Origin of the sequence: Pseudomonas sp. N040, from assembly GCF_015637705.1 — a bacterium.
Classification (GTDB): domain Bacteria; phylum Pseudomonadota; class Gammaproteobacteria; order Pseudomonadales; family Pseudomonadaceae; genus Aquipseudomonas.
In genome coordinates this window covers 191,281-204,514 of the sequence record NZ_JADOBE010000007.1, presented here as the reverse complement: position 1 = coordinate 204,514, position 13,234 = coordinate 191,281, and the positions used below count along the sequence as shown (strand labels likewise).

Here is a 13,234-nt window from a genome sequence, read left to right as displayed (position 1 = left end):
GCTGCCGCTCCGGCACGGGCGGCTTCTGGCGAAGCGGCTGGCAGTGGTTTTGTGGTTCCGCTGACCGCCCGAGCGTGCTAGTTTATTACGCACTTTCTGCTTCACACGGAAAACGCCAGCTTTAACAGCGAGTTGGATGCAGCATCGGCGACATGTGAAGCAATTTTTGCTCATTTTTTAATCTATTTGGCACAGAGGGTTGCATGGATATCGGTCTGCGCGAGTGGCTGATGGTGATTGGGATTGTGGTGATAGCCGGCATCCTGTTCGATGGCTGGCGCCGCATGAGCAGCAACAAGGGAAAGCTCAAGTTCAAGCTTGATCGCAGCCTGGCTGATTTGCCGGATGAAGGTGATGACCCCAACCTGCTCGGCCCGCCCCGGGTACTGGACCGAACCCGCGAACCGAGCATCGACAATAGCGACCTGCCTCAGCTCAGCCCGCGCGACCAGGCCAGGCAACGGCATGAGCCGCATCAGGGCGACCTGAACCTCGACGAACCGGTGCCCACCCTGCTGACCCCGGTGGATAACCAGGTGGCTGAAGAACCCAAACCCGCGCCGAGGGAGCAACTGATCGCCGATGAGGTGCTGGTGATCCATGTGGTTGCGCGCGGGCCCGAAGGCTTCAAGGGGCCGGCACTGCTGCAGAACATCCTCGAAAGCGGTTTGCGCTTTGGCAAACGCGATATTTTCCATCGTCACGAAAGCATGGCGGGTAATGGCGAGGAGCTGTTTTCCATGGCCAATGCGGTCAAGCCGGGTACTTTCGATCTGGACGACATGGACATGTTCAGCACACCGGCGGTGAGTTTTTTCCTCGGCCTGCCCGGGCCGCGGCATCCGAAGCAGGCTTTCGACCTGATGATCGCGGCGGCGCGCAAGCTGTCCACCGAACTCAATGGCGAGCTCAAGGATGACCAGCGCAGTGTGATGACCTCACAGACCATCGAGCACTACCGCAACCGGATTGCCGAGTTCGAGCGTCGCCAGCTGAGCCAGAAGCGCTGATCGCGCGCCCGGTCGGGCGGGACGTTGGCGCCCCGCCCGAGGCTGACCAACCATCACAGAAAGAGCAGCCCCGGCTGCTCTTTCGCGTTTCGCAGAAGATCAACCCATGACCGATGCCCAGACCGCCGCCATTCGCATCCGCCAGCTGCGCAGCCAGCTGGAGGAACATAACCATCGCTACTACGTGCTCGATGAGCCGAGCGTGCCGGACGCCGAGTACGATCGGCTGTTTCGCGAACTGCAGGCCCTCGAAGCCGAATATCCGCAGCTGATCAGCGCGCAGTCACCCACGCAGCGGGTCGGCGGAGCCGCGTTGGCAGCCTTTGGCGAAGTCCGCCACGAAGTACCGATGCTCAGCCTCGGCAATGCCTTTGCCGAAGAAGACCTGCTGAATTTCGACCGGCGCGTGCGCGAGGGCCTGGGCGAACTACTGCCGGCGGGCGACCTGTTTGGTGCCGGCGCCGAGGTCGAATACTGCTGCGAGCCCAAGCTCGACGGCTTGGCGGTAAGCCTGCTGTATCGCGACGGCCTGCTGGTACGCGGGGCCACCCGCGGTGATGGGACGACCGGCGAAGACATCAGCAGCAACGTGCGCACCCTGCGCAATGTGCCGCTGCAGCTGCAGGGCAGCGGTTATCCGCCGGTGCTGGAAGTGCGCGGCGAGGTGTTCATGTCCAAGGCCGGCTTCGAGGCACTCAATGCCCGCCAGCTGGCGGCTGGCGCCAAGCCCTTTGCCAATCCACGCAATGCCGCCGCCGGCAGCCTGCGCCAGCTGGACCCGAAGATCACTGCCAGTCGTCCGCTGCAGTTCTGCTGCTACGGGGTCGGCCAGGTCGAGGGCGAGCTGGCTGCGACCCAGGTCGGTGTGCTGCAGCAGCTCAAAGGCTGGGGCCTGCCGATCAGCGGGGAACTGAAACTGGTCCGCGGCGCCGGGCAGTGCCTTGATTACTACCGCGACATTGGCGCGCGGCGCAGCACGCTGGCTTATGAGATCGACGGCGTGGTGTTCAAGGTCAATGACATTGGCTACCAGCGCGAACTGGGCTTCCGTGCCCGCGAGCCGCGCTGGGCGATTGCGCACAAGTTCCCGGCCAGTGAAGAGCTGACCGAGTTGCTCGATGTCGAGTTCCAGGTCGGGCGCACCGGTGCGGTGACCCCGGTGGCGCGGCTGAAGCCGGTGCAGGTGGCCGGCGTCACGGTATCCAATGCCACCCTGCACAACATGGATGAAGTGGCGCGCCTGGGGCTGATGATTGGCGACACCGTGATCATCCGCCGCGCCGGAGATGTGATTCCGCAGGTGGTACAGGTGGTTCTCGAGCGCCGCCCGGCGGCGGCGCGTCCGGTTCAGATCCCCGAGCACTGTCCGGTGTGCGGTTCAGCGGTTGAACGCACCCAACTGGTCAAGCGCAGCAAGGGCAAGGAAACTCTCAGCGCCGGCGCGGTGTACCGCTGTGTCGGACGCCTGAGCTGCCAGGCGCAGCTCAAGCAGGCGATCATCCATTTCGTCTCGCGCCGCGCGCTGGATATCGAGGGCCTGGGCGACAAGATCGTCGAACAGCTGGTGGATGTCGGCCTGGTCAGCTCGCCGGCGGATCTGTTCATCCTGCGCTACGAGCAGCTGGTGGTGCTCGAAGGCTTTGCCGACCTGTCCGCGCGCAACCTGCTGGCAGCCATCGACTCCAGTCGCACGCCGACTCTGGCGCGCTTCATCTATGCGCTGGGCATTCCGGATGTCGGCGAGGAAACCGCCAAGCTACTGGCCCGTGCCTTGGGGGCCATGGAGCGTATTCGGCAAGCCCTGCCGGAGGTGCTGACCTGGCTGCCGGACGTTGGCGCCGAAGTTGCCCATGAGATCCACAGTTTCTTTGCCGAGGAGCACAACCAGAAGGTGCTGGCGCAACTGCTCGAGCGTGGCGTCGAGTTGCAGGACGAGGGCGATCTGCATGCCGAATTTGCCGCCTGCACTACCTTGGCTACCTTAATCGACAAGTTGCAGATCCCGTTTATCGCCGTCACCGGAGCCGAGAAGCTCGCCGACAAAACCGCTAGTCTCGAGGCCCTGATCGCGCTCAGCCAGGACTGGCTGGCGCTGAGCGTGTTCAAGAACCTCAACGAGAAGGCCAGGCAGTCATTGCGCGACTTCTTTGCCAGTCCGGCCAACTGCTTGCGGGCCCGCCAGGTCGAGGAGCAGCTGCGCGCCTTCGGCATGCACTGGGAAAGTCCGCGGCGCGCCGTCGCCGGCCTGCCGCTGGCCGGGCAGACCTGGGTGCTGACCGGTACGCTGGAGGCCATGAGTCGCGATCAGGCCAAGCAGCAGCTCGAGGCGCTGGGGGCCAAGGTGGCCGGTTCGGTATCGGCCAAGACCCACTGCGTGGTGGCCGGGCCGGGGGCCGGCTCGAAGCTGGACAAGGCCACCGAGCTGGGGCTTCCGGTACTCGACGAAACCGCCTTCCTGCAGCGCCTGCAGCTGCTTCAGGCGAAGGAATAGATATCCATGCCCAGCGCGCCCAGGCTGAAACCGCTGTGTTCGACGGTGACCGCGCCACCGGCGCCCATGGCGAAGAACAGTGGCAACAGGTGCTCTTCGGTCGGGTGGCTGCGCACGGCGAAGGGTGCCTGCGCGCGGTAATCCAGCAGGGCCTGGGCATCGCCGGCAGCCAGGCGCGCCACCATCCAGTCACGAAAGCTTTGCGCCCAGGGGGCGATCTGCTCGGGCCCGGCGTGCCATTCCAGTTGGCCGAGGTTGTGGGTGATGCTGCCCGAGCCGATCAGCAGCACTCCTTCCTGGCGCAGGCCGGCAAGGGCCTGACCGACCCGTTGCTGGAACGCCGCACCGCGGCGGGTCGGCAGGGAAATCTGCAGCAGCGGGATGTCCGCAGCCGGGTACAGCAGCGCACCCGGCACCCAGGCACCGTGGTCGCGTGGCCGTTGCCCATCCAGCTGGTTGTCCAGCCCGTGGCTGCGCAGGCGTGCCGAGATGTCGGCCGCCAGTTGCGGGTCGCCGGCGGCGGGGTATTGCACCTGATACAGCTCCGCTGGAAAGCCATGGAAGTCGTGCCAGGTTGCCGGCCGGGCGGCGCTGCCGACCAGCAGCTCGGTGCTCTCCCAGTGGGCCGATTGCACCAGGATGGCTCGTGGCCGCTCGAGTCTTGCGCCGAGCGCGCGCAGCGCCGGGCCCGAGGCGCCGGGTTCCAGCACGAGCATGGGTGAACCGTGAGAAATGAACAGACTGGGTAGCATGCGCGGGCTCCGGGAGTGATTAGCCGCATGCTGTGCCCCGCAAGCGCTGAAATCCAGCGCAAAGTTCAGGGGTATTTGATCGAAGGTATCGAACAGTCGTGGAACGGCATGGCGGCGACAGTGGCTGCCGCCTCCCGTTGCGCGGCGATCAGTTGATGGCGTCGGTCAGCGCCTTGGCCGGGACGAACTTGACGGCATTCTTCGCCGCAATCGCGATGGCCTTGCCGGTCTGCGGATTGCGCCCGTTGCGGGCCGGGCGCGCATTGACCTTGAGCTTGCCGATGCCCGGCAGGCTCACTTCGTCACTGTTTTCCAGCGCATCGCTGACGATTTCGCTGAGCTGCTCGAGCACGGCGCGCACGTTGGCCTTGGTCAGGTCGGTGGCTTCGGCAATATCGGTAATCAATTGGTCTTTGCTGATGGGCATGCGGGAACTCCAGTGGATGAAAGGGCGTGCCGGCAGTATGCCTGCGGATTTATCCGGAGATAAGCGGTACTGCTGGCCGGCGCGTCCAGGCATCGCGCGCTTGACCTGTCGGCCTGGGCTGGGCAGAGAATGGATATCTCAAGACGGAGGCTCTATGCACGAAGATTTCTGGCACGCACGCTGGTCAAGCAACGAGATCGGCTTTCACCTCGACGCGGTCAATCCCTATCTGCTCGAGTACTGGCCAGGCCTCGGCTTGCCGCGCGGCAGCCGGGTGCTGGTGCCGCTGTGCGGCAAGAGCCTGGACCTGCGCTGGCTGCGCGAGCAGGGCTACCGGGTGCTCGGCATCGAATTGTCGCGCAAGGCGGTGGAAGACTTCTTTGCCGAGCAAGGCCTCGAATATACCCGGGCGGAGCAGGGCGCCTTCAGCTGCTACCGGGCGGACGGGCTGGAACTCTGGTGCGGCGACTTCTTCGCCCTGCAGGCGGCGGATGTGGCGGATTGCCAGGGGCTGTACGACCGCGCCGCGCTGATTGCCTTGCCTGCGCCGATGCGTGAACGCTATGTGCAGCAGCTGGCGGCGATTCTGCCAGGTGCTTGTCGCGGCCTGCTGGTCACGCTGGACTACCCGCAGGAGCAGATGGATGGCCCGCCCTTTGCCGTGCCCGAAGCCGAAGTGCGTGAGCGTCTGGCGGGGGCCTGGCAACTGGAGCGGCTGCTGCATGCCGACGTGCTCCAGCAGAACCAGCGCTTTATCCAGCGCGGACTGACGGCGTTGCATGAAACGGTGTATCGACTAAGACGGCGCTGAGTGTTGGCGGCAAAACGTAGGGTGGGCTTCAGCCCACCGCTGCGGTGCCGGAATACAAAGTGGTGGGCTGAAGCCCACCCTACAAAAAGCAAGAAAAAACCCGCTCATGGCGGGTTTTTTCTTGCTGCGGACAATCAGCCGCGCTGGCGCAGGGCTTCGATGCGGGCGTCCAGCGGCGGGTGGCTCATCAGCAGGCCGGCCAGGCCCTGCTTGAGGCCGCCGTTGATGCCGAAGGCGGTGAGGCTGTCGGGCATGTGCACCGGCACACCCTGTTCGGCTTTCAGGCGCTGCAACGCGGCAATCATCGACGCGGTGCCGGCAAACTGGGCACCGGCCTCGTCGGCGCGGAATTCACGTTTGCGCGAGAACCACATGACAATCATGCTGGCCAGGATGCCCAGCACCAGTTCAGCGACGATGGTGGCGATATAAAACGCCGGGCCGTTGCCTTCCTCGGTTTTGAAGATCACTTTGTCAACGAAGTTGCCGAAGATGCGCGCGAAGAACATGACGAAGGTGTTGACCACGCCCTGGACCAGGGCCAGGGTCACCATGTCGCCGTTGGCCACGTGACCGATCTCGTGGGCCAGCACGGCTTTCACCTCTTCGGGTGAGAAGCGCTCCAGCAGGCCTTGGCTTACGGCCACCAGCGCGGCGTTCTTGTTCCAGCCGGTGGCGAAGGCGTTTGATTCATACGCCGGGAAAATACCCACTTCGGGCATCTTGATCCCGGCCTGGCGCGACAGCTCTTCCACTGTCTGCAGCAGCCATTGTTCGTGACGGGTGCGCGGCTGGGTGATGATTTGCGTACCCGTGCCTTTCTTGGCCATCCACTTGGACAGCAGCAGCGAGATGAACGAGCCGGCAAAGCCGAACACGGCGCAGAACACCAGCAATTGATCCAGTTGCAGATCAACGCCGTTGGCAGCCATGAACCCGTCGAAGCCGAACAGGCTCAGGGTAATGCTGGCGATCAGTACGACCGCGAGGTTGGTTGCCACGAACAGCAGAATACGCATCATGGTTAGAACACTCTCCGCATGGAAAAAGGGTTATTTCGCAGGGACTTACTATAAGGCCGAAGGGGCCCGCTTCAACCGGCGAGCTATTTCAAACTGTGTCGCTGGCGCCGTGCAGATTGCTCTCGAACAGCAGGCGGGTGAGGCGGGCCACGCGCTCGCTGTGACCGCTGGCCAGTGCTTCGCGGAGTTGCCAGGCAAGGGTGCTCTGCACGCGCAGCACGGCTGCCGGGATGTCAGCCTGCCCTGGCAGCGCATGGGCAACCGAACGTGACAGGCGCACGAAGCCCTTTTCGCTGAGCACCGCCTGATCCAGTGCCTCGTAGCGAATGGTTGCATCGAAGCGCAGGTAGCCTTCCTCGGCCAGCCACAGCAGTGCGCCCAGGCAGCTCAGATGGCGCTTGCTGGGCAGGCCGAACTCATCGGGCTCCTCCACGCCGATCAGATCCTCCACATACAGCGCCGTGCGGCGCGGGAACACCTGATACAGCTGCAACAGGGCGGCGGCGCAGTCCTTGTAGAACTCGTCGATCTGCAGGTCCATGGTCAGAAATATTTGCCGATCAGGCGCGCCGGCAGCATGCCCAGCAGTGGCGCCAGCAGGGCCCATGGCCAGCCGGGCACGTAGGCGACACTGCGCTTGCTGGCGATGTGCCGGGCGATCAGGGCGGCGCCACGCTGTAAGTCGATGACGAAGGGGCGGCTGTGCATGTCGCGGTTGAGCGGGGTGTCGATGAAGCCGGGCAGCAGCAGGGTGGCATGGATCGGCTTGCCGGCGAGTTCCGCCTGCAGGGTTTGCATGTAGCCGACCACACCGAACTTGCTCGCCGAGTAGCCGGCATTGCCCGGCAGACCGACCTTGCCGGCCACCGAGGCGATCGCCACCAGATGGCCGTGGCCCTGCTGGCGGAACAGCGCGGTGGCGGCATCCAGGCTGGCCATGGCGCCGAGCAGGTTGGTCTGCACCACGCGGCAGTCGTTGGCGAAGTGGCCGCTGCCGACCTTGCCGGCCAGGCCGATGCCGGCATTGGCGATCAGGCCGTCCAGCCCGCCGAGGGCTTGCGCCGCCTGCGCGACGATGGCCTGCGCGGCGTCCAGGTCGGTGACGTCCAGCGGCAGGGCGACGATCTTGCCACCGAAGCGTTGCTGCAGTTCGGCGGCCAGCAGGTGCAGGCTGTCGACCCGGCGCGCTGCCAGGACCAGGTCATAGCCGGCGGCGGCAAGTTCACGGGCGAGGGCTTCGCCAATCCCGGAACTGGCGCCCGTCAGCAGGTAGCGTTTGCCTTGACTCATGGCCGGCACCTTATTGCTTGTAGGTCTTGAGGAAGTTGCCGATGCGCCCGATAGCCTGTTCCAGATCGTCGACCCGTGGCAGCGTCACCACCCGGAAGTGATCCGGCCACGGCCAGTTGAACGCGGTGCCCTGGACGATCAGCAGCTTCTCGGAGAGCAGCAGGTCCAGGACGAATTTCTCGTCATTGTGAATCGGGTAGACCTTGGGATCGATCCGCGGAAAAGCGTACAACGCGCCCATCGGTTTCACGCAACTGACGCCGGGAATGTCGTTGAGCAGTTCCCAGGCACGGTTGCGCTGTTCCAGCAGGCGGCCATTGGGCAGGACCAGGTCGTTGATGCTCTGGTAGCCGCCGAGCGCCGTCTGGATCGCATGCTGGCTGGGCACATTGGCGCACAGGCGCATGTTGGCCAGCATGTCGATGCCTTCGATATAGCTGTGCGCCCGGTGCTTCGGTCCGCTGATGACCACCCAGCCGGAGCGGAAACCGGCCACCCGGTAGGACTTGGACAGCCCGTTGAAGGTCAGGCAGAGCACGTCCGGCGCCAGTGCGGCGGTGCAGATGTGCTTGGCGCCGTCGTAGAGGATCTTGTCGTAGATCTCGTCGGAGAACAGCACCAGGTTGTGCTGGCGTGCCAGTTCGACCAGTTCGAGCAGGACTTCGCGGGAATACACCGCGCCGGTCGGGTTGTTCGGGTTGATCAGTACCAGTGCCTTGGTGTTCGGAGTGATCTTCGCCTTGATGTCGTCGATGTCGGGAAACCAGCCGGCCTGCTCGTCGCACAGGTAGTGCACCGGATTGCCGCCGGAGAGCGCCACGGCAGCGGTCCACAACGGATAGTCGGGGGCCGGGATCAGCACCTCGTCACCATTGTTGAGCAGCGCCTGCATGGCCATCACGATCAGTTCGGACACCCCGTTGCCCAGGTAAATGTCCTCGATGCCGACGCCTTCCACCTGCATCTGCTGGTAGTACTGCATGACCGCCTTGCGCGCGCTGAACAGGCCCTTGGAGTCGCTGTAGCCCTGGGCGGTCGGCAGGTTGCGGATCACGTCCTGGAGGATTTCATCGGGCGCTTCGAAACCAAATGGCGCGGGATTGCCGATGTTCAGCTTGAGGATGCGCTGGCCTTCCTCCTCGAGCCGCTTGGCGTGCTGGAGCACCGGACCGCGGATGTCGTAGCAGACGTTGGCAAGCTTGTTCGATTTACTGACCTGCATGATGTTCCCTGTCCCGAAGCGAATTGCCGTGCAAGCCAGCGCGGCAAATGCCGGTGGGCACCTTGGCGGGCTGCATTTACTGGATCAGACTGACGGCTGAGCAGGCACGCATGATACGTGCGCCGGGGATGGCGGGAAAGCTATCGCCGGGCATTTCGATACGGAGGGCAGGACATGGGCAAGACCGATAAATCGCTGGATGAATGGCGCGCGGCGCTGACTGCAGAGCAGTTCCAGGTCTGCCGCATGGGCGGCACCGAGCGGCCCTTCAGCGGTCGTTATCACGACAGCCAGCAAGCCGGCCGCTACAGCTGCGTGTGTTGCGGTGCCGAACTGTTCGATTCGTCGGCGAAATTCGATTCCGGCTGCGGCTGGCCGAGCTATTTCCAGCCGGTGGACGCGGCAGCGCTGCGCGAGCTGGAAGATCGCAGCCATGGCATGTTGCGCACCGAAGTCCGCTGCGCCGCGTGCGATGCCCACCTGGGCCATGTGTTTACGGATGGCCCCAGACCGACCGGCCTGCGCTATTGCATCAATTCGGTGTGCCTGCAGTTCAACGCACGCGCAGAGCAGGTAGACTGATTTACAACAATTGAATTGTGTGCAATATAAATTATGGGTATCCTGACGGCTCCTGCTATCCAGATTGGAGTGTGACCATGAGCAATACCCTTCTCGACATCCCGGCAACCACCATCAAGGGCGAGAGCAAGACCCTGGCCGACTTCGGTGGCAAGGCCGTGTTGGTGGTCAACACCGCCAGCAAGTGCGGTTTCACCCCCCAGTACAAGGGGCTGGAAGCGCTGTGGCAGCAGTACAAGGACAAGGGCCTGGTCATCGTCGGCTTCCCCTGCAACCAGTTCGGCCATCAGGAGCCGGGAGACGAGGGCGCCATCTCGGAATTCTGCGAACTGAATTTCGGCGTGACCTTCCCGCTGTTCAAGAAGATCGAAGTCAACGGCGCGCACACCCACCCGCTGTATGTCGAACTCAAGCAGCGTGCTCCCGGCCTGCTGGGCAGCCAGGGCATCAAGTGGAACTTCACCAAGTTCCTGGTCGGCAAGGACGGCAAGCTGGTCAAGCGGTTTGCTCCGACCACCAAGCCGGAAGATCTCACCAGCGAGATCGAAGCCCTGCTGAAATGACCGCTCCGCACCCGGTACAGCCCGAGCTGCTGCTGGACAACCAGCTGTGCTTCAAGCTGTACGCGGCCTCGCGCGCGGTGATTCGCGGCTACAAGCCGATGCTTGACCAGCTGGGCCTGACCTATCCGCAGTACCTGGTCATGCTGGTGCTCTGGGAATGGCAGGCCAGTGCGCCGGCGCAGCCAACGGTGAAGGCGCTGGGCGAGCGGTTGATGCTCGACTCCGGGACGCTGACACCGTTGCTCAAGCGCCTGCAGCAACTGGGGCTGGTCGAGCGCAAGCGTGCCCGGCATGACGAGCGCGAGGTGCATCTGGGCCTCAGCGCGGAGGGGCTTGCCATGCAGGCGCGGGTAATGCCCCTGCGCGATCAACTGCTGTGTGCCAGCGGGCTGGATCTGGACCAAATGGTCGAGCTGCGCCAGCAGCTTGGGCAGTTGCTCGAGCGTTTCCTCGCCGATACCTGCGCCGCGACAAGCCGCGCTAGCTGAGCTGGCGGGCGGCCGCTCCGCTCAGCGGGTGGCGGCCAGGGCGCGCAATTTGCCAACCACCTTGAGCTCGCCGGGAAGTACGCCCTGCATGGAGTCGCGTGCCTTGATCCGCGCATAGAATCGGCCCAGGTTGGGCCAGCGTCCGGCATCCAGGGTTTCACCCCCATGCTCCAGGTTGACCAGTTGCACGGCCACGGCCAGGTCGGCAAGGCTCAGGCGGTTGCCGACGAAGTACTGCCGGTCGCCCAGTTGCTGCTCCAGATAGTCGAAAAGGGGCGGCAAGGTGGTCTCCAGCGCCCGTTGTACCGCGCCCTCATCGCTCGGCTGGGAGAGCACCGCGGGCTTGATCAGGCGGTTGCGGAAAACCCCGAAGGTGGCGGCCGGGGCCACTTCATAGTCCGCGTATTTTTCCAGCCAGCGGACCCGCGCCCGCTCCACGGCGTTCTGCCCATACAGCGGGGTGTGCTGCGGATACTGCTCTTCGAGGTACTGGCAGATGACGCTGGAGTCGGCCAGCGTCAGATCGCCGTCGCGCAGTGCCGGGACGCGCTTGAGCGGGCTGATCTGCTGAAAGTCGTCTGGCTGGCCGAACGGGTTGATGTACTCGAGCTGATACTCCAGGCCTTTCTCGGCCAGCAGCAGGCGAACCTTGCGCACAAACGGAGACAAGGGCGCGCCATAAACAATCAGGGACATGCTGCATACCTCGGGCAGGAAAGACCATCGTCCGGCCAGACACTTCAGCGCCTGGCCGGGCTGGTTGGCGTCAACGGCCGGGAGCGGCCTGGATTCCAGTTCCGCGAGCGTGCCCGTCGATGCTTGCAGCTGCGGATTCTGCAGTCCTGCCGGCTGGCGAGCAACGCATCGCCGCCGATTTTCAGCGGCAGCATATCTGCCTGCAGGCTGCCAAAGCCAGGACTTGCGGGAGCTGGAGGTGCTGCTGCCGAAGAATTCTCGTCTTAGGGTTGACGCTGTTGCAAAGGCTCCATAGAATGCGCGCCACTTCCACGGCGAAGCCTTCTGGCGAACCGGGGAAGCCGGAAAGTGTGCTGTAAGTTCCGGGCTGCGTCCCCTTCGTCTAGTGGCCTAGGACACCGCCCTTTCACGGCGGTAACAGGGGTTCGAGTCCCCTAGGGGACGCCATATTTGCGGGAATAGCTCAGTTGGTAGAGCACGACCTTGCCAAGGTCGGGGTCGCGAGTTCGAGTCTCGTTTCCCGCTCCAGATTCACAAGAACGCCGCTCCCACCCGAGCGGCGTTCTTGTTTGTGCGTCGCAGCGGTCCCTGCAGGTTCAGTGCCTGGAACCATCCGTCGGCATGGCCAGCAGTTGCTTCTCGGCGTTCCAGTCGAACGGCTCGTCCTGCTCTTCGGCGGCAAAGCGGCGCTCATCGAGTTGCTGATACAGCTGGATTTCTTCGTCCGGCATGAAATGCAGGCAATCCCCGCCAAAAAACCACAGCAGGTCGCGCGGTACCAGGTGGGCGATCTGCGGGTAGCGGTGGAACACCTGGCTGAGCAGATCCTGACCCAGATACAGATTGCCTTCGGTATCCCCCGGCAGCGCGTCGAGCAGTTCGTCGTAGCGCTCGAGGAACAGTGCGTGGGTGTCGTCGGGTATCTGTTCCGCGTCGCCCAGGGCAACCAGGATGCTGCGCAAGTGCTGCAGCAGGGCGAGATGGTGGGCTAGATAGGGGCTGGGCACGGCGTGCTCCTCGGGCTGAAATGGCCGCGGAGTATAGCGTGATCGCGTCCTGGCTGGCGTTGTCGGCGTCCAGCCTGGCAGGTATGGCATGCCCGTGGCGTGCCGAAATCGGTAGACTGCAGCGGGCTCCAACAGCCAAGCGAGAATCAGCATGCGCGAATACCTTGAACCCGCCCGTTTCATCGACAGCGATCATCCGCGGGTAATGAGCTTTGCCGAGCAGCACCGTGGCGCCGACACCGATCCGCGCCAGCAGGCGATCAACCTGTACCACGCCGTGCGGGACGAGATTCGCTACAACCCGTATTCGTTCAGCGCCGATCCGCAGACCCTGACCGCCAGCCATGCGTTGCAGGCGGGCGAGTCCTACTGCGTGCCGAAAGCGCTGTTGCTGGCCGCCTGTGCACGGCATTGCGGAATTCCGGCGCGCATCGGCCTGGCCGACGTACGCAACCACCTGTCCACGCCGCGGCTGATCGAACTGTTGCGTACGGAGGTATTTGCCATGCACGGCTACACCGAGCTGTTTCTCGGCGAGCGCTGGGTCAAGGCCACGCCGGCATTCAATCTGGCGCTGTGCCGCCTGTTCAAGGTCGAGCCGCTGGCCTTCGACGGCCTGAGCGACAGCGTGTTTCATCCGTACAATCAGGAGGGTGAGCGCTATATGGAATACCTGGTCGATCACGGCCAGTTTGCCGATCTGCCGGAAGCGCTTTTTTTCGGGCATCTGCGCCAGATTTATCCGCACCTGTTTGCCGCGGATGCGGCATTCTTGCGCGGCGATCTGCACAGCGAGCTGGCCAGCTGAAGGCCAGCCGGTTGTATTTGCCCGTTTTCGCCCCAATCTAGTCCGTTCATTATCCTCCCGGTGTG

At 63.9% G+C, this 13,234-nt stretch carries 15 protein-coding genes and 2 tRNA genes; 9 read left to right on the top strand and 8 right to left on the bottom strand.

The genetic code is table 11. The features are described from left to right. Nucleotides 1-203 precede the first annotated feature (203 nt). Nucleotides 204-1,010 carry a cell division protein ZipA gene (gene zipA, locus ISX93_RS12225; RefSeq protein WP_195778996.1) on the top strand — a complete coding sequence of 269 codons (807 nt, stop codon included), beginning with the start codon at nt 204-206 and terminating at the stop codon, nt 1,008-1,010. Nucleotides 1,011-1,116: 106 nt separating this feature from the next. Then, nucleotides 1,117-3,501 (top strand): NAD-dependent DNA ligase LigA, encoded by a 2,385-nt coding sequence (gene ligA / locus ISX93_RS12220; protein ID WP_195778995.1) that lies wholly within the window; start codon nt 1,117-1,119, stop codon nt 3,499-3,501. Here the strand turns inward: ligA and ISX93_RS12215 are convergent. Both ISX93_RS12215 and ISX93_RS12210 read right to left on the bottom strand, forming a co-directional pair. Then, entirely contained in the window at nt 3,486-4,253 is a 768-nt protein-coding gene (locus tag ISX93_RS12215; RefSeq protein WP_195778994.1) for a DODA-type extradiol aromatic ring-opening family dioxygenase, read from the bottom strand. The genes ligA and ISX93_RS12215 overlap by 16 nt on opposite strands. A gap of 148 nt (nt 4,254-4,401) precedes the next feature. Next, nucleotides 4,402-4,680, bottom strand: a complete 279-nt coding sequence (locus ISX93_RS12210) for an HU family DNA-binding protein (protein WP_195778993.1) — start codon at nt 4,678-4,680, stop codon at nt 4,402-4,404. Nucleotides 4,681-4,834: 154 nt separating this feature from the next. Between ISX93_RS12210 and ISX93_RS12205 the strand changes: the two genes are divergently transcribed. Beyond that, on the top strand, nt 4,835-5,491 hold the full coding sequence (locus ISX93_RS12205) for a thiopurine S-methyltransferase (protein ID WP_195778992.1): 657 nt from the start codon (nt 4,835-4,837) through the stop codon (nt 5,489-5,491). A gap of 134 nt (nt 5,492-5,625) precedes the next feature. Here the strand turns inward: ISX93_RS12205 and htpX are convergent, their stop codons facing one another. The 4 genes from htpX to ISX93_RS12185 form a co-directional block, all read right to left on the bottom strand. Continuing rightward, a complete protein-coding gene (htpX, locus tag ISX93_RS12200; protein ID WP_195778991.1) occupies nt 5,626-6,513 on the bottom strand; it encodes a protease HtpX in 888 nt (295 codons plus the stop codon). 88 nt (nt 6,514-6,601) lie between these two features. After that, nucleotides 6,602-7,054, bottom strand: coding sequence for a hypothetical protein (locus tag ISX93_RS12195; RefSeq protein WP_195778990.1), 453 nt, complete (start codon nt 7,052-7,054; stop codon nt 6,602-6,604). A gap of 2 nt (nt 7,055-7,056) precedes the next feature. Further along, a complete protein-coding gene (locus ISX93_RS12190; protein WP_195778989.1) occupies nt 7,057-7,803 on the bottom strand; it encodes an SDR family NAD(P)-dependent oxidoreductase in 747 nt (248 codons plus the stop codon). A gap of 10 nt (nt 7,804-7,813) precedes the next feature. Further along, nucleotides 7,814-9,025, bottom strand: a complete 1,212-nt coding sequence (locus tag ISX93_RS12185; RefSeq protein ID WP_195778988.1) for a pyridoxal phosphate-dependent aminotransferase — start codon at nt 9,023-9,025, stop codon at nt 7,814-7,816. Between the two features lie 174 nt (nt 9,026-9,199). Between ISX93_RS12185 and msrB the strand changes: the two genes are divergently transcribed. The 3 genes from msrB to ISX93_RS12170 all read left to right on the top strand — a co-directional run bounded on the left by msrB (nt 9,200) and on the right by ISX93_RS12170 (nt 10,658). Next, the gene (gene msrB, locus ISX93_RS12180) at nt 9,200-9,607 is read left to right on the top strand and encodes a peptide-methionine (R)-S-oxide reductase MsrB (RefSeq protein ID WP_195778987.1); all 408 of its coding nucleotides are present in this window, start codon (nt 9,200-9,202) and stop codon (nt 9,605-9,607) included. A 77-nt stretch (nt 9,608-9,684) separates the two neighbouring features. Next, nucleotides 9,685-10,170 (top strand): glutathione peroxidase, encoded by a 486-nt coding sequence (locus ISX93_RS12175; protein ID WP_195778986.1) that lies wholly within the window; start codon nt 9,685-9,687, stop codon nt 10,168-10,170. Beyond that, nucleotides 10,167-10,658 carry a MarR family winged helix-turn-helix transcriptional regulator gene (locus ISX93_RS12170; RefSeq protein WP_195778985.1) on the top strand — a complete coding sequence of 164 codons (492 nt, stop codon included), beginning with the start codon at nt 10,167-10,169 and terminating at the stop codon, nt 10,656-10,658. The genes ISX93_RS12175 and ISX93_RS12170 overlap by 4 nt, the downstream gene beginning before the upstream one ends. Before the next feature lie 21 nt (nt 10,659-10,679). Here ISX93_RS12170 and ISX93_RS12165 read toward each other — a convergent pair whose 3' ends face one another. Continuing rightward, a complete protein-coding gene (locus ISX93_RS12165) occupies nt 10,680-11,354 on the bottom strand; it encodes a glutathione S-transferase family protein (protein ID WP_195778984.1) in 675 nt (224 codons plus the stop codon). 371 nt (nt 11,355-11,725) lie between these two features. Here ISX93_RS12165 and ISX93_RS12160 point away from each other — a divergent pair. Both ISX93_RS12160 and ISX93_RS12155 read left to right on the top strand, forming a co-directional pair. Next, nucleotides 11,726-11,801 (top strand) — tRNA-Glu (locus ISX93_RS12160). Between the two features lie 5 nt (nt 11,802-11,806). Beyond that, nucleotides 11,807-11,882, top strand: a tRNA-Gly gene (locus ISX93_RS12155). Nucleotides 11,883-11,950: 68 nt separating this feature from the next. Here ISX93_RS12155 and ISX93_RS12150 read toward each other — a convergent pair. Further along, nucleotides 11,951-12,361 carry a PA2817 family protein gene (locus ISX93_RS12150; RefSeq protein WP_195778983.1) on the bottom strand — a complete coding sequence of 137 codons (411 nt, stop codon included), beginning with the start codon at nt 12,359-12,361 and terminating at the stop codon, nt 11,951-11,953. 151 nt (nt 12,362-12,512) lie between these two features. Between ISX93_RS12150 and ISX93_RS12145 the strand changes: the two genes are divergently transcribed. Then, on the top strand, nt 12,513-13,169 hold the full coding sequence (locus tag ISX93_RS12145) for a transglutaminase-like domain-containing protein (protein WP_195778982.1): 657 nt from the start codon (nt 12,513-12,515) through the stop codon (nt 13,167-13,169). The last annotated feature ends 65 nt before the right edge of the window (nt 13,170-13,234 follow it).